The 17,508-nt window shown below is 33.7% G+C and carries 13 protein-coding genes and 1 tRNA gene; 13 read left to right on the top strand and 1 reads right to left on the bottom strand.

The window, feature by feature from the left end:
- Positions 1-189 precede the first annotated feature (189 nt).
- From DFQ06_RS04090 to DFQ06_RS04070, 5 genes are all read left to right on the top strand, one after another.
- Complete coding sequence (locus DFQ06_RS04090) at positions 190-3,381, top strand: SusC/RagA family TonB-linked outer membrane protein (protein WP_133966162.1); 3,192 nt, start codon at positions 190-192, stop codon at positions 3,379-3,381.
- A gap of 10 nt (positions 3,382-3,391) precedes the next feature.
- Complete coding sequence (locus DFQ06_RS04085) at positions 3,392-4,750, top strand: RagB/SusD family nutrient uptake outer membrane protein (protein WP_133966160.1); 1,359 nt, start codon at positions 3,392-3,394, stop codon at positions 4,748-4,750.
- Between the two features lie 187 nt (positions 4,751-4,937).
- Positions 4,938-5,648 carry a FadR/GntR family transcriptional regulator gene (locus tag DFQ06_RS04080; RefSeq protein ID WP_042498685.1) on the top strand — a complete coding sequence of 237 codons (711 nt, stop codon included), beginning with the start codon at positions 4,938-4,940 and terminating at the stop codon, positions 5,646-5,648.
- Positions 5,649-5,791: 143 nt separating this feature from the next.
- On the top strand, positions 5,792-6,562 hold the full coding sequence (locus DFQ06_RS04075) for an SDR family NAD(P)-dependent oxidoreductase (protein WP_042498688.1): 771 nt from the start codon (positions 5,792-5,794) through the stop codon (positions 6,560-6,562).
- 67 nt (positions 6,563-6,629) lie between these two features.
- Complete coding sequence (locus DFQ06_RS04070) at positions 6,630-7,064, top strand: RbsD/FucU domain-containing protein (RefSeq protein ID WP_133966158.1); 435 nt, start codon at positions 6,630-6,632, stop codon at positions 7,062-7,064.
- A gap of 175 nt (positions 7,065-7,239) precedes the next feature.
- Here DFQ06_RS04070 and DFQ06_RS04065 read toward each other — a convergent pair.
- Positions 7,240-7,324, bottom strand: a tRNA-Ser gene (locus tag DFQ06_RS04065).
- A gap of 253 nt (positions 7,325-7,577) precedes the next feature.
- Between DFQ06_RS04065 and DFQ06_RS04060 the strand changes: the two genes are divergently transcribed.
- From DFQ06_RS04060 to DFQ06_RS04025, 8 genes are all read left to right on the top strand, one after another.
- Positions 7,578-8,207, top strand: coding sequence for an NAD(P)H-dependent oxidoreductase (locus DFQ06_RS04060; RefSeq protein ID WP_074935305.1), 630 nt, complete (start codon positions 7,578-7,580; stop codon positions 8,205-8,207).
- 149 nt (positions 8,208-8,356) lie between these two features.
- Positions 8,357-9,550, top strand: coding sequence for a DegT/DnrJ/EryC1/StrS family aminotransferase (locus DFQ06_RS04055; protein WP_042498690.1), 1,194 nt, complete (start codon positions 8,357-8,359; stop codon positions 9,548-9,550).
- A 142-nt stretch (positions 9,551-9,692) separates the two neighbouring features.
- The gene (locus tag DFQ06_RS04050) at positions 9,693-12,629 is read left to right on the top strand and encodes an ATP-binding protein (protein WP_133966156.1); all 2,937 of its coding nucleotides are present in this window, start codon (positions 9,693-9,695) and stop codon (positions 12,627-12,629) included.
- Positions 12,630-13,028: 399 nt separating this feature from the next.
- Positions 13,029-14,273 (top strand): T9SS type A sorting domain-containing protein, encoded by a 1,245-nt coding sequence (locus DFQ06_RS04045; RefSeq protein ID WP_133966154.1) that lies wholly within the window; start codon positions 13,029-13,031, stop codon positions 14,271-14,273.
- 4 nt (positions 14,274-14,277) lie between these two features.
- Positions 14,278-14,979, top strand: coding sequence for a hypothetical protein (locus DFQ06_RS04040; RefSeq protein WP_133966152.1), 702 nt, complete (start codon positions 14,278-14,280; stop codon positions 14,977-14,979).
- Between the two features lie 23 nt (positions 14,980-15,002).
- Positions 15,003-16,406, top strand: coding sequence for a hypothetical protein (locus DFQ06_RS04035; protein ID WP_133966150.1), 1,404 nt, complete (start codon positions 15,003-15,005; stop codon positions 16,404-16,406).
- 10 nt (positions 16,407-16,416) lie between these two features.
- Positions 16,417-16,998 carry a hypothetical protein gene (locus DFQ06_RS04030; RefSeq protein WP_133966148.1) on the top strand — a complete coding sequence of 194 codons (582 nt, stop codon included), beginning with the start codon at positions 16,417-16,419 and terminating at the stop codon, positions 16,996-16,998.
- A gap of 11 nt (positions 16,999-17,009) precedes the next feature.
- A complete protein-coding gene (locus DFQ06_RS04025; protein ID WP_133966146.1) occupies positions 17,010-17,477 on the top strand; it encodes a T9SS type A sorting domain-containing protein in 468 nt (155 codons plus the stop codon).
- Positions 17,478-17,508 lie beyond the last annotated feature (31 nt).

Raw genomic sequence — 17,508 nt, 5'->3', positions numbered from 1 at the left:
TTTCATATATATTTGGTACACCAGTTTGGAGTACCAGTTTGGTGAACCAATAATTTGAATTTTATTAATCTTAAAAAAATAACAATTAAACTAAAAATTTATGACCGCCAAAGTGCCAGAAATTATCTAATTAATTTCTCTAGAGCAATGTGTTTTACGTTGCATTTAACTAACTAAATAAAATAACCAATGAATTTAAAAACTAAACTATTTTTAATGTTAATAATGGTATTCAATATATCATTATATGCACAAGACGGGTACCAATTATCTGGTACGGTATCAGATGGGGCTAATTTGCCTATTTCTGGTGTTAATGTTATTGTGGCTAATACCACAAAAGGCACAGCAACAGATTTTGATGGAGGATTCAAAATTAATGTTAAAAGCGGAGATGTTCTTCTGTTTTCCTATGTAGGCTATGTTTCGCAATCGATTACAATAACAAATCAAAAAACGCTTAATGTTGTTTTAACTGAAGATTCTGCTCAATTAGACGAAGTTGTTGTGGTGGGTTACGGTACAACAAAAAAATCTCACCTTACAGGTGCTGTTGCAAAAATAGGAGGAGAAGATGTTGCTGCTGTACAAACCTCTCGTGTAGATGAAGCTTTAGCAGGAAAGCTTCCTGGTGTTAATATTCAAAATCAAAGTGGAGAACCAGGTTCAGATTTAAAAGTTCAAATTAGAGCGGGCTCCTCACTTTCGAGTAATTCCGATCCTTTAATTGTTGTAGATGGGTTTCCTATTTCAGGAAATTTAGCAACCGTAAACCCTAACGATATTGAGAGTCTAGAGGTCTTAAAAGATGCGGCTTCTGCTGCTATTTATGGTTCTTTAGGTGCAAATGGTGTTATTTTAATTACTACTAAAAAAGGGAAATCTGGAAAACTTAATTTTAGTTACAACGCCTATACAAGTACTTCAAGAAAGTATGTAAAGGATATTGAAATGCTTAAAACTGCAGGAGAATGGGCGAACGAATTACAAACCGGTGATTACGACCTTTCTTTAACTGACCCAGGATTATTGGAATACAGATTAGATGCATACGCAAATGCTCCAGATGTTGTGAGTATGGAAGATTGGCTTTTTAAGAGTGGTAATTCAACAAGTCATGATTTTAGTGTAAGTGGAGGTTCTGAAAATATAAAAGCATTTGCTTCACTTGGGTATTTAAACACTGATGGTATTGTAAAAGAACAAGGTTATGAGAGGTATAACGGACGTATGAATATTGATGCGACTTTAAACGATAAGTTAAAAGCGGGATTAAGTATGAATGGGTTTTATGGTAACCAAGATATTGTACCTTGGGAAATGAGAGATCTTTTAAGGTCTTATAGTATCAGTCCTATTTACCATACACAAGCCTCTATTGATTTTGTTCAGCAATTGGATGCTAAAAGACAAGCTCTATTCGATTCAGGATTTACGGGTAATAACATCGGACAGTCTTTCGATAGTAATTATAGAGGCGATTTAAGTCAAAATTATGATGCGCATAGCATTTACGATTTGCAACCTGGAGATGTTGTAAACGATTGGCATTATGGTAGAAATCAAAATGGAATTGGTGGAACAGGTGATGCTGGTGTTGCTTCTAAATTTGATAATTCACAACGATACAAAAAAACGCTTTATGGCAATGTAAGTTCTTATTTAGAATACGAGCTTATGGAAGGCTTAAAAGTGAAAACCATTTTTGGAGCAGATTTACGTGATGTTAATGAGTATGAATATCATGGTGTATTATCAGATGGTCAACAGCGCTCTACATCATCTAGTTTAGATATGTCAGACATAAAAAAATCGACTGTATTAAGTACAACTACTTTAAGTTATAACAAGTTATTTGCTGATAAGCATGATATTTCTGCAGTAGCAGGTATGGAATTTGTAAATACAAAGTACACTGGGCTTTCATCAAATGGAACTAACGTACCAGTAGGATATCCTTTAAACTATTCTTATTTTAATGCGGAAGATGTTATTTCGAATAGAATAGATGAAACACAATCAAGACGTGGTGTTTTCGGTAGGGTAGCTTATGCTTACGACGATCGTTATTTACTATCGGCATCTGTGAGAAGAGATGGTGATTCTCGTTTTGGATCTAACGAAAGATTTGCGGTATTCCCGGCGTTATCGTTAGGTTGGAATGTGCATAAAGAATCTTTTTTAGAAGATAGTGAAGCAGTAAGTTTATTAAAACTTAGATTTAGTACAGGTTCCTTAGGTACCTCTTCAGATTTAGGTTCTTATAGTTCATTAAGTATTTTGGGAACGACACCTACCGCTTTTGGAACAGGTTTTTTAATTCCAGAAGATGTTACAAATCCAGATTTAACTTGGCAAACGAATAAAGAAACGAATTACGGTATTGATACTGGGTTTTTAAACAATCGTTTTAGAGTTAGTGTAGATTATTACACCTCTGATGTAAACAATATGCTAATTAATCAAAGTGTTTCTGAAGTTCTTGGTACACCTTCTATTAGACTTAACCGTGGAGATATTACGAGTTCTGGTGTAGAGATAGAATTGAATGCAAATATCATCCAAAACGATGGTTTTACTTGGAGTATGAATGCCAACTTATCTACGGTTGATACTAAAATTGCAAGTTTAGGTTCTGTCGATGAGTTACCGCGTCAAATTTATGGAGGACCAAGTGGAAGAGGTGCTGAGTTTAGAAACTATGTTGGTGGCGAACTTGGTGAAATGTGGGGTTATGAAAGTGCAGGTTTAGTTGAATCTATTTATATTGAAGATCCAACAAGAACTATTGGATATACCAGTGGTGTACATTATGTAGTAGATCAAAATGAAGATGGCTTAATTACTTATGAAGATGATTATGTAAAATTAGGATCTGCGACTCCAGATTTTTATTGGGGTTTATCAAGTAATATGAACTATAAAGATTTCGATTTTTCATTCCAATTTCAAGGATCTCAAGGTGCAGAAGTCTATAATATCGATCCTATCTACTGGCAATCTCATTTCCGTGATGCTACAGCACCTAGTTTTGATGTTGATAATGATGGTATTGCAGATAATAATGGTTTACATTATTTACAAACTAGAGATGTACATGGTTCAATGATTCAAGATGCATCATACATTGCTTTAAGAAACCTAACTATAGGATATACACTTAATCCAGATTTTATTAGTAAAATGGGTATTGGTTCATTAAGAGTATATCTTGCCGCTACCAATTTGTTATATGTAATGGGTAAAGATTATACATCATTCAACCCTGAAGGGATAGAGATTGAAAACGATGGTTATGGAGGTCCAACGACTTACGGATACCAAGAAGGGGCAAGTCCAATTGTCAAAAGTTTTACTTTCGGTCTAAATGTTAATTTTTAATTAAGAGAAAATGAAAAATATAAAAACGATATATACAGTATTAGCAGCTATGCTGTTGCTAACAGCGTGTGATAATGATTTGGAACAATCACCTGAATTAGATTTAGAGGCAAGTAAATTGGTAGAGTTCGAACCGGTTTTAAATGCAGCATACTACTATCAAACAGGCGTTGCCATGCCGCAATTGGTTATGGGTGATTTTAGAGCAGACAATATGTTAATGTTAGAAAATCCGCATACTTCAATAGATACTTATGACTCCGATCTAGGAGGAGGCGATATGGCGGGAGCTTTTTTTAGTCCAGTTTATAGTAATTTGTATAAAGCAATTTTAAGTGCTAATAATGTTATTGAAAATTCATTAGACGATACCCAAATCAATGAGGCTAAATTTTTAAGAGGATTATCTTATTTTAAGTTAGTCATGATTTTTGGTGATGTTTCTGTAATCCTAACGCCTCAGCCATCCGTGTCAGAGATTCCTGATGTAGATTTAACAAGACAACCCGTTGCCGATGTTTACAATAATGTTATCATTCCTGATTTACAAGATGCTATTGCTGGCTTAACCAATTCCGGATTAGCAACAGGACGAGCGTCGCAAATTGCAGCAAAGGCATTTCTTGGAAAAGTATACATGTACAGAGGTGATTTTGCTAATGCAGCAACAATGCTGGCAGAGGTTTTGAGTGATGCCGTAGTTGAAGGTGTAACTTTAGAACCTAATTTTGCTAATGTTGTTACGGATGTAAGTTCAGAAATTATTTTTGCAACTCAATTATCATCTTCTATTCCAAATGCCGATGGTACGTCGTCTTCATCAACGTTTGTTGGATGGTTTGCAGGAAATGATACAAAATCACTTACACCTTTAGATCCGCGTTTAACAGCTGCTTTCGATGCTAGTAGTGCAGCTGGTGGAGGTACAGATTTAAGAAAAGCTTTAACAATTGATGCGGCAGGAGGTAAAGGAGTTAAGTACACGGGAGGTAACAGCGATCAGGACTTTATAGAAATGAGATTGTCTGATGTTATCCTAATGTATGCAGAGGCATTAAATGAATCTACAAATGCAACAGGAGCACAATCTGCAACTATTTTAGCAGGTTTAGACGCTATTAGAACTAGAGCAGGGTTAACCTCTTTAGTAGGTACTGCAACAACGCAAGCTGATGTGGATACTGCCATTCAAAAAGAAAGAAGAGTAGAATTAGCTTTGGAAGGACATAGATGGTTCGATTTGGTTAGAACCGGAACTGTTGATGCTGAAATGGGGCAAACCATTTCTAGTAACTACTATGTATTTCCTATTCCAAGTACAGAAATCACTGCCACAAATGGCATCATTACTCAAAACACAGGGTATTAATTATATTTAAATAGATAAAAGAAATTAGTGTTGGATTAGTTGTATTAGGTTACCTAACCTGAGGGTGGAAGGGGAAGGGTAACCTTTTATTTTTCTAATACAGAATATAATATGTTTTGTTTTTGTAAATGGTATAAATTTAATAATTTCGCGAACCAATCTGGTGTACCAATTTAATTTGCTTTATATGAACATAAATGTGCTTTCTAAAAATGAAAATCAAGAAATTACTAGTATTGTTAAAAAACTAATTTCTCAAATAAGCGATTTAATTACTAGTAAACATTTAGAACCAGGCGATAAATTACCTGCAGAACGTGTATTGGCAGAAAAATTTGGTGTAAGCCGCAGAAGTGTAAGGGTTGCTATTCTTAAATTAGAATCATACGGGATATTAATTTCAATGCCACAAAGTGGAACATTTGTAGCAAACATTGGTACTATTGCCATGAATGGTATGGTAGAAGATATACTAAGTCTTGGTATACCTAACTTTAAATCCCTAGTAGAAACTAGAATTTTACTAGAATTAAAAACAGTTAGGCTTGCTGCAAATAGACGTACAGATGCAGATTTAAAAAGAATTAATAAGGCCTTAAATGCCCATAAGGCCAAATTATTGGCGAAAGAAGATGCAGTTCAAGAAGATTTATTGTTTCATTTAGCAATTGCAAAAGCAAGCGGAAATGTTACAATGAATGAAATTATGATAGGTATAACACCTCAGATTATTGTAGATTTTAAAAAGTACCATAAAGATTATGATACTTTAGATGAATTGAGAATAAGAGAGCATACCGAAATTTATGAGGCTATTGAGGATCAAGATCCAGATTTAGCTGAAAAAAGAATGAAAGAGCATTTTAAATTATTATACGAGTATTGCGACGTTAGTTAACACTGTAAGAACAAAATAAAGAACAAATATTCGTGATTTAAATCTTTATTTTTTCTACTTCCGCACTTGTATTGAATACATTGAAATGAAAATATATGAAGCGATAATTTTAAAATTATTAGCTCAATCAATATAAGAATAATATGATAAAAAATGACAAATTAAGCGGGAAAAATGTACTCATAACTGCTGGAGCTCAAGGGATTGGAGAGTCTATCACTAAGCACTTTATTGATAACGGAGCCCATGTTGCTATTCACTATTTTTCTAGTGCAGATACGGCAAACGAATTAGTGGAATACGCTAAAAATAAAGGCCAAAATGCCGTTGCTATCAGTGGCGATTTAACAAAAGAATTTCATGCAAATTCACTGGTTGATAAAACAATAGAAGTATTAGGCGGAATAGACATTCTTATTAATAACGCAGGTTCACTTGTAGCACGTAAAATGCTGAATGAAATGGAGGCCGAATTTTGGCACAAAGTTATGGATATCAACATGACATCCATGATGTTTGTAACGCGAGCTGCAGCACCTTATCTTGCAAAAAACCTTAATAGTAGTATTGTTAATTTGGCATCACTTGCGGGACGTAAAGGTGGTCATCCTGGTTCATTAGTTTACGCGACTAGTAAAGGCGCCATACTAACGTTCACACGAGCGCTATCAACAGAACTAGGGCCACTAGGAATTCGAGTTAATGCTGTTGCTCCAGGGCTTATCCTTGGAACATCATTTCATAATACGCACACAACGAAAGAATCGGCTGATGAAACAATTTCAGGTATTCCAATTCGTCGTGCTGGAAACACAGCCGATGTAGCTAGAGCTGTTTTATATTTAGCATCGGAGTACGATGGTTTTATAACAGGAGCGACATTAGACATTAATGGAGGTGTTTACAATATGTAGTTCTTTTTAAAATTGAAAAAATTGAATTCCAAAAGTATTAATAACTAATCGTTGTAAGATATAGTCGATGTTAAAAACGCCAGTTATACACCCAACAATTATGGAAGTGTTGGCACGTTCGGGCCATTTTGCACAAGTAGTAATTGCAGATGGTAATTTACCCGTTGGCGCCATGACGGGGCCTAACTCAACCACCGTACATTTAAACTTTAAACCAGGCTTGTTAGATGCTATTACAGTACTTGAAGGCATACTAGAAGTTTGCCCAGTTCAAGGAGCAATAGTTATGGAAAAGCCTGTTGAAGCAAATGCCGAGATACACGATGCTTATAAAAAATTATTGGGGGAAGTTACTTGGAATGAAATGGAACGTTGGACCTTCTATGATAAAATAAGAGATCCCAATACCACATTAATTATTCAAACAGGTGAACAACGCCGCTTCGCAAATTTAATATTAACGGTAGGTGTAGTAAAAATGGCGGAAGAAAGTAATTTTTAAAAGTCTAAAAATCAATAATATAAAATAGAAACCCTCTACTAAGTAATGAAAGTAGAGGGTTTTTTATATAGCTGTTTTTTAAAATAGAAGTGTATTAAATAATAGCTTAACAGTACCTAATATTACATTATAAAAAAATAAAACCTCGTAAACATATAGCTTACGAGGTTTTTTGCGGAGAATGAGGGATTCGAACCCCCGGAGGTGTGACCCTCAACAGTTTTCAAGACTGCCGCATTCGACCACTCTGCCAATTCTCCTGAGTGCCTCATCAGGTTATTCCCTGAATGCGGGTGCAAATATAAGAGCCTTTTTCGATGTATTCAAATAAAAATAAAGTTTTTTTCAATTATTTTTAAAACTATTTTATAACCTATTCATTTTTAGACTAAAACAATAAAAATAAATTTTGAGTAAAAATCAACAAAACCCATAATGCTAACATTTCCTAAGTAATTCAAAAAAAACAAACTTATAAAACCTTACTTTTGTAGAACAATTAAGTAAAACTAAATGGATATTATAAAACAGTTGCAATGGCGTTATGCAACCAAAAAGTTCGACGCTAGCAAAATACTAACACCAGCAAAGTTAAATACGCTAAAAGAGGCCTTTAACTTAACCGCAACTTCTTTTGGTTTACAAACCTTAAATTTAGTTATTGTAAAAAACAAAACACTTCGCGAAACCCTATTACCGCATTCCTACAACCAACCCCAAGTGGTAAACGCATCGCATTTACTAATAATATGCATTCAAGAAAATATAGAAGATAGCGATGTTATCGACTATTACAACAACATAAAAACCATACGTAACACACCAGAGAGTATCCTAAACCCATACCGCGAGCAACTCCAAGTTATGATGCAGAAAAAAACCGTAGAGCAACGCCAAAGCTGGTCTAAAAACCAAGCCTACATTGCCCTTGGTAACCTCATGACGGTTTGCGCAATCGAAAACATAGATGCTTGCCCAATGGAAGGTTTTATACCTGAACAATATGATCAAATATTAAAACTCGGGGAAAAAGGATTAAAATCCGTATTAATCCTACCTGTAGGATATCGCGCCGACGACGATATGTTTTCAACCCTAAAAAAAGTTAGAAAACCAATTAACCAAACCGTTATAGAAATTTAATATCTTTGGGCGTTACCACAAGGGTCGGGCTTTCACTACTCAATCTTTTTGTTTTTTAAGGAAAACAAAAAGGATTTCAAACAAGCCGTTCAATCCCTAACGCAGAAGTAACCGTCCAACATAGAATAAAAAGATAAAACAATAATAATATGCCAGGATTCGAATTATTTGGAGAATTAGAAAAACAAGAAGTAAACGATGTTTTAGACAATGGCGTTTTAATGCGCTATGGTTTCGATGGTATGCGTAAAGGACATTGGAAAGCTAAAGCCTTAGAAAGTGAACTACAAAACACCTTTCAATCTAAACACGTACAACTTGTATCAAGCGGTACAGCAGCTGTATCTGTCGCTTTAGGATCTGCAGGTGTTGGAGCAGGAGATGAGGTTATTATGCCAACCTTTACCTTTGTAGCTAGTTTTGAAGCTATAATGATGTTAGGTGCTATTCCTGTTTTAGCAGATATCGATGATACTTTAGGTTTAAACCCAGAAGCTGTAGAAGCAGCCATTACACCAAAAACAAAAGCCATTATGGTGGTGCAAATGTGTGGTAGTATGGCAAATATGGATGCACTTAAAGCAATTGCAGAAAAGCATAACTTACTTTTAGTAGAAGATGCTTGCCAAGCGATTGGCGGAACTTTTAACGGACAGCCATTAGGTAGCGTTGGAGATCTTGGATGTTTTTCGTTCGATTTTGTAAAAACCATAACCTGTGGAGAAGGTGGAGCCGTAATCACCAATAACGAGAAATATTATACCAATGCCGATCATTATAGTGATCATGGTCACGATCATGTTGGTAGCGATCGTGGTGCTGAAACACACCCGTTTTTAGGATACAATTTTAGAATTTCAGAATTACATGCTGCTGTAGGTTTAGCTCAAGTAAAACGTTTACCAGAATTTTTAGATATACAAAGACGTAATTTTAATATTATACGTGAAGCTTTATCCACCATTCCAGAAGTTGTTTTCAGAACCGTTCCAGAAGGTGGTGTAGAAAGTTGCGCATTTTTAAACTTCTTTTTACCCGATTTAGAAACTTCTAGAAAAGTAATAGAAGCCTTTAAAAATGGAGGAGTAGATGCGTGTTGGAATTATTTTGATAACAATTGGCATTACATTCGTAAATGGGATCATCTAAAGAATTTAAAATCGTTGTTTCCTATCTCTAAAGAAGTAAAAGAAGGATTAGAATATCTTCAAACAAGAACATTCGAAAAATCTGATCATTATATTTCAAGAAACATATCATGTTTAATTAAACTTTCATGGACAGAGGAGGAAGTTAAACAACGGGCCAATAAGATGGCAGAACTCATTAAAAGTGTATTATAGGCTATAAATAGAATATATAATAATACAAACATCAAAAAGGCTTTAAATTTTAAATTTAAAGCCTTTTTTATATAAACATTTTAACTGCAACCATCTGTTTTTTATATAATTGCGTATATTTAATAAGCTATTAATTATTCTTATGAAATTCGCATCCTTTCCATTTTTATTTTTGGTCTGTTTTTGTTCTTGGGGACAAAAAGATAAAAAAATCGATTCTGCTGTAATTGCAAAATACAAGACAAAGGTAATTCAGTACATAAACCCAAAGCCCGACAGTGCGCTTTATTATATAAAAAAAAGCTTTAAAGTAGCTCAAAAAAGTAGCTATCAAAAAGGGATTGCCGATACTGAGTATTTATATGCTCAATATTTTAGACGGACTCAACAAACGGATTCAGCTTTGTATTATTTTCAAAGCTCAGCAAGAAGATCAGAAAATGAAAAGTATAACATTGGGGCGGCAATAGCTTACAATGGTTTATGCAGAAATTTGTACCTCCTAAGCAAATTTAAAGATGCAGAATTTGCTTGCGATAAAGCTTTATTAAACATTAATAACGAAGACGAACTTTCTTATATGACCAAAGCTGATACATATACAGCCTTGGGAACTATTTATAAGCAACAAGATTTTATAAAAAAAGCCCAAATGTACTTTTTAAAGGTAGATTCTATGCACATTAAAAAATCTTTAAGACCAGATGTAATAGCTGCCGCATATCAAAATTTAGGAAATATTTACTTAGGGTTTGATGATTTTAATCTTGCCGAATCGTATTACGTAAAAGCAAACAATCAGTTTGAAAAGCTCCCAGCGGCAGCTGCCGAATATTATATGAGTACAAATAATGTAGAATTAGGTAAACTCTATTTTAAACAACAAAAATTAAACTTAGCAGATAGCATTTTGACTCAGTCTCAGAAATTCTTTTTTAAAATTAAAGATTTGAGTAATGCCGCAGAAATAGGTACAACATTGGGGCTTATTAAATTAAAGAAAAATAAGATAGAAGAAGCAGAAACGCATTTTACAGAATCTTTTGAGTTCTATAAGGAGTTTAAATTTAATTTGCAAGCCGCAACAAATGCCCTTGAACTTGCAAAGCTGTCATTATTAAAAAATAGTTTACAAAAAGCTTTATCATGGTCTCAAGTTGGAATTCAATTAAATAAAAGTATTAATAATAGCATAATTAAAAAGGATTTGGCATTTGTTTTGGCAGATATCTATATTCAATTGGGAGAACATGAAAAAGCAAATAATTTCAATGAAATAGGATATAAGATAAAAGATTCGCTTAGTCAAATTCAAATTGCTGAAACGATTAAGGAAATAGAAGGAAAATATCAAACAGAACAGAGAGATGAAGAAATAAAATCTTTAAAAGCGGAAAACGAATTAGCCCAACAGCAAAAAAAGAATCAACGTAACTTATTAGTAGCTGGGTTAGGGTTTACAACACTTGCTGGAATATTTCTTTTTCTTTTATTTAGAAATCGTCAAAAAACAAATAAGAAACTTAAAGAATTAGATACCGCAAAATCAAACTTCTTCGCGAATATATCTCACGAGTTTCGAACGCCTCTTACTTTAATATTAAACCCTATTGATGCGGCTATTGCGGATCCATCACTTTCAGATAACAAAAGAGAGCAATTTATTGTTGCTAAGCGTAATTCTGATAGATTATTATCATTGGTAAATCAGCTTTTAGATCTTTCAAAAATAGATGCAGGTCAACTTAAACTTCATATTCAAAAAGGAAACATTCAAAATATTATTTCTGGTTTAGCCGAATCGTTTAAATATTCAGCAGAACAACATAATATTTCCTATAAACTAAATATTGAAAAGCGTAAAGAAGAATCTTGGTTCGATAAAGATGCTTTAGAAAAAATTGTAGTTAATTTACTTTCCAATGCCATGAAATATACGCCAAAAGATGGTGATATAACTTTTAATTCAGTTATAGAAAATAATACATTATTATTAAGGGTAAAAAATACGGGAGTTGGCTTTACAAAAAGCGAATTAGAAAACATATTTATGCGTTTTTATCAAACCGATGCACAAAATGAAGGCACTGGTATCGGTTTAGCTTTAGTAAAAGAATTGGTGGAGCTTCACAAAGGTACTATTAATGTCGATAGCGAATCTAAGGAATGGGTTTGCTTTTCGGTTTCGCTACCTATAGATGAAAACAGTTTTAAAGATGAAGAATTTATAAATGCTACAGCTAATATTACATCGAGTTACAAAGTACCTCTTATGGAAGAATCTGAAGTTATTGACGATGAATTTGAAGCAAGCCATAAACCTATCCTTTTAATTGTTGAAGATAATAATGACGTAAGAAGTTTATTGAAACAAAACTTTGAAAGCGATTATAATATTCTAACAGCCTCAAACGGGCAAATAGGAATAGATTTAGCTATAGAACGCGTTCCAGATATTATAATTTCGGATATTATGATGCCTGTAAAAGATGGTGTTTTTCTAACCAAAACGCTAAAAAATAACGAGCTTACAAGTCATATTCCTATTATTTTACTTACGGCTAAAGCTGGTGATAAAAACGAATTAGAAGGCATAGAAATTGGTGCTGACGATTATTTAACTAAACCCTTTAGCTCTAAAATTTTAAAAGCAAAAGTATCTAATCTTATTGCTATTAGGCACAAGCTTCAAAGTCGTTATAGTCAGGAAATTGTATTAACACCTAAAGATATCGCTGTTACTAATTTAGAAGAACAATTTTTAAATAAAGTTCAGCAAGTTCTAGAAACAAAGCTTATAGAATCTTCTTTCAATGTCGAAAACTTTAGTAAAGCTGTCGGTATGAGCCGTATGCAACTGCATCGAAAAATAAAAGCACTTACTGGTTTATCGGCGTCTGAATTTGTTAGATCACAACGTTTAAAATTAGCTGCTCAGCTTTTAAAAACTTCCGATATTAATATTTCTCAAGTTGGATATTCGGTTGGTTTTAACGATCATTCTTATTTCGCAAAATGCTTTAAGGATACTTACAAGTGCACACCAACCGAGTATGCCAAAAAGCATGAAAGCTCATAAATATTTAATAGCAGATTTCTTTTTTTTAATAATTATAAAAATTTGTCCATAATATTTTCAATATTCATGTAAACTTAAATGTGTCTACTGTAATTAAATACATGTGAAATTTCTTTCTTAAGTCAAGCTATTACTAGCTTGTTACATATATTATATGTATTGTTACATATTTTATAACTACCAGGTTTTTAGTGTTTTATATTTGAGGTAATTATTAGCAATAGTTTTTACCTGAATAGAAAGTGGCACACAAAAACAAAACTTATAACGGTAAAATTGAATCTCTCCCGAAGCATAAAATTTATCTAAATGTTACGCATTTAGAGCATGGTAAATACATCTTAAATATAGTTTACAAAAATAAGATTATTAAAAAAATCAGCTTTAAAAAATAACGACATGAAAAAACTTTATCCTTTAGTATTTGCAATATGCTTTGCAGGAATTTCTAATTTATATGCACAAACCGAGTTTCGGTTAGATTCTACGCATGTTTATTCTTGGTATATCGACGATTGGTCGCACCATACTAGAGAGCTTTATACTTATGAAAATGGAGGCATTAAAGAAACAAATTTATTACGCTTGACTAGCAATGCGAGTGGTTGGGTTAATTATTACCAACGAAATAAAATGTATAATGCTGCTAATAATTTAATAGAAAACATCCAACAAAATTGGGAATCTGGTACTTGGATAGATAAATTGAGAGAAAGTTATGCTTATGATGATTTAGATAACCAAACATCATACGTATATGCTATTCTAGTCGGCGGCACTTGGGGCAACACTAAAAGAGAGGTTAAAACCTATGAGAGTGGTAGGCTTATTTCTAAAACTTTTGAAAGTGCTTATGTTGGTGCTGCTCTATTTCCAACAACGAGATATTTATATAATTATGATACATTAAGTAATGAGTTAAGCGAAGAAATAGAACAAACTTATTTTGCTGATGTTGATGTATGGCAAAACGTGCGAAAAATGAAGTATAGTTATACCTCTTTTGGCGCATTACACAAAGTAGAAGAAATTGGGTTTAATTCTCGAAACGGTGAGTTTAACAATTTTCCTACCCTTCAAACCTTATTTAGTTATAATGCTCTGCAGCAACTTACAGATCAAGTTGTGCAATTGCGTATAAATGATGATTATAGGAATAACAGCCGTTTTGTATATGTGTACACGCTTGGTAATCAAACAGAATTGATAATTCAGGAATGGCATAATTTAAGTGAATCTTGGCAAAATAAGAGTAGACAATTACGAACTTTTGATACCGATAACAATGAAACTTCGCTTATTTACCAAAGTTGGGATATAGATACAGCAACATGGAAAGGTTTTGTACGTATAGATTCGTTCTGGAGTATGGCTGAAGATTTTGATATTACACTAAGCAATACGGAACCTATTGAAAAGGAGTCTGGTATATCGATTTACCCAAACCCAGCTACAAATTTTATAAATATAAATGCACCGGAAGAGGTGAAGTCTATAACGCTCTATAACCTTCATGGAAAGCAAATTTTATTTGATAACAACAAAACAAGGCTTGATGTAAGCCATTTGGCAGCGGGACTTTATGTGGCTAAAATAAATTTTGGAAACTCTATAAAAACAAAGAAAATACTAATTAAAAACTAAAAACATGAAAAACTTAATCAGCTTTGGTATTGCATTTCTAATGGTTTCAGTCAATTTAACCGCACAATGCACCGATATCAATACAAAAGAAATAGCCAACTATTTAAACGAAAAAGTTAAACCTAGGTTAGATATTAAACTAGATAGAACCGATGGTTTTGTTGCCATTAATGGCACCAGGCAAAATTTAGATCTTCAAGACATTAAAATCAGTCCAATTAAAAGGGAATGGACTTATTTTTTTCAGGATGTAAGGCGTGCAGATAGTAATTTTTGGTACGACTCAAAAAAAAATAGTTTTATACTGGACGTAAAATTCGAAAATAATGGCATTGAAATAAAAGGAAGGTGTGAAGGGTGTATAACAAATAGAATGAAGGATAGTCGTGCACCAGACATTGAGTGGAGAGCGCCACAAATACTACGTTTTACATTAAAACCTATAACCTATCAAAAATCTGTGTCTTTCGAGGTAACAGAAGTTGAAATGATTGGTAAGTTAGAAGGTGGTGGTTTAGCTAAGGTTATTAAAAATCTAACAGCAAGCGTAGGCGGTATGGTAAGTAAAGATTTAAAAAGGGTTTTTGCATCAGATGTTACAAAGCGATTATTAAATGATGCTATGCGCCCGCTATTAAAATCTAAAAACACAGTCTCTGCAAATAGTGTATCACTAGCATCAACTAGTTTAAGAGTTTGTAAATAATTAAAAACTAAAATTAATCCATCATGAAAAAACTATCAATTATCCTCTTTATTCTTGTAAATTCAATCTTCACGTTTGCCCAACAAGGTATTAACTATAAAGCCATTATTAAAGATGCTAGTGGCAATGTATTAAGTAATTCGTACATGACGATACAATTTAGCATTCATCAAAATACAGAAACAGGTACTGTGGTGTACCAGGAAGATCATAATTATACCACCGATGCTAATGGCCTCGTAATATTAAGCATAGGTACAGATATTACACCAAGTATTGGCGATTTTAATAGTATAGCTTGGGGTAAATATGCTCATTTTTTGCAAACAAGTGTAACCTATAGTGGTGGCACTATTAATTTTGATGCTACCGAGTTTATGGCGGTACCCTATGCTAAACACGCTGAAACAGCAGCTGTGGCCGAAAATGTATTTAGTGGCGATTATAACGATTTAATTAATCAACCAAACACCATACCTACAGGTTTAGAGTCTATAGATGAAGGTAATGGTGCGGGATGGAGATTAATAGGTAATAATCCTGAAAACTTTGGTTCTATTGGATACAGTTCTATTGATTTAAGTATTAGCGTTGAAAATTCAGAGTTATATGGTGCTACAGGCTATGCTTCTTTTGCAATGGGAGTATACACAGAAGCTTCAGGCCAGTATTCAACAGTAATGGGAGTGTATGCAAAGGCTTCAGGTAACACTTCAACAGCAATGGGATATTTAACAGAAGCTTCAGGTGACACTTCAACAGCAATGGGATATTCAACAGAAGCTTCAGGAGGCTCTTCAACAGCAATGGGATCTAGTACACAAGCTTCAGGAGGCGCTTCAACAGCAATGGGATCTAGTACACAAGCTTCAGGAGGCGCTTCAACAGCAATGGGATTTAGAACAGAAGCTTCAGGAGATTTTTCAACAGCCATGGGACGTTCTACAAAGGCAGAATCCTATTATTCAATGGCAGTCGGTGCATTTAATATAGGCGGAGGTAGTTCAAATCTTTGGGGTGCTACAGATCCTCTTTTTGAAATAGGTAATGGTCTTGATTTAGATAATAAAAATAATGCATTAACCATTTATAAAAACGGAGATGCACAATTTGATGGAGAAATACAACACACAGCAACAGGAACTGCCAATTTAGTTCCTATAGCTTATGGCTTAATAGAATCTAATGGTAATATTTTAAATGGTACAGGTAATTTTACAGCAAGTGTAAGCAATAATGTTTTTACTATAAATATAGATAATGAAAATTTTAGCCATGAAAATAATGTGTGCTTTATTACACCAATTTCAGGTGGTTTTAGAACGTCTAGTATTAGTAGCTCTGGCGGTAATGTTACGGTTCGCATTTTTAATTCAGATGGAAATACCTCGAGCACATCATTTCAATTTATGGTTTATAAACTTTAATCTAAAACTCATGCAAACATACAAATTCATCTTACTACTCGCCATACTTACTATGTCGTGTAAAAACGAAACTAAAACAGCAGAAGTTGAGAATAATACGCCAGAAATAGTTAAAAAGGAAACTCCAAGTGTAGCCAATAAAACATCAAATGGCACTTTTCTTTGTAAAATTAACGGTAAAGACTGGAGTTACACTAAAGCGTCTGGAATTGTATTAACACATAAAAAAACAGGTATAGTTACTGCTATTGTCACGTTTACAAAGCAGTTAGAAAAAGGTAAGGAAACCTTGCAACTTTTTTATGATGGTGATACTAAGCAATTAGAAAAAGTATCGGTACATTTAAAACAGCCTACAAAAGATGGAAGCAGAATGACTGCCATGTACCAGTTGCTTGTAAAAGGAGGGAAGCGACATCCTGAAAGCAAAATATCTGGAACGATAGATTTGTCTCATCCAACAACAGCCTCGGGTAATGCCGAAGTTTCTAAGATAAAAATGCTTTTTGAAGCCAACAAATTAGAAGATGAGAGTATGCAAATAATTTCACTTTCCTCTATTCAATTTAGTGGTATAGGATATTCTAAATAAAACGCACAATTATGAAAACTATAAAATTAACTTTAATGATAATTACCCTATGCACATGGTGTGGATATAGCCAGTCTATTGAAAAATTCAGTATCGATTCGGGTGGCGCAGCTACTTCTGCGGGTGGTTTGCAAATACTATATGTTATTGGAGAGGTAAATGTGGCAGAGCAGATCTCTGGCGATTTTAGTATTTCTGAAGGATTTATAACCGGTGGTTTGTTACCTACTTTAGATGTTAATGATGTTAAATTTTCTGCCTTTCAGATTAATATTTACCCAAACCCGGTGTCAGACGTATTGCATGTTTCATCTTCTGAACGCATTGATCACATGGAACTATTTAGTGTTTTAGGCGAAAAGGTAAAGCAAAATTACAATAGTGATGAGATTACTGTAAAAGGTTTAAGTACAGGAATCTATTTATTGAAAGTATTTAATAATAATAGATATATAACGAAGAAGGTAGTAATTAAATAGTGTTCTTGATTACATAACTAAAAAAGGCTTT

Source organism: Algibacter lectus (assembly GCF_004368925.1).
In the GTDB taxonomy this organism is placed as follows: domain Bacteria; phylum Bacteroidota; class Bacteroidia; order Flavobacteriales; family Flavobacteriaceae; genus Algibacter; species Algibacter lectus.
The sequence above is the reverse complement of the archived record's forward strand: the minus strand, read 5'-3'. Positions and strand labels throughout refer to the sequence as shown.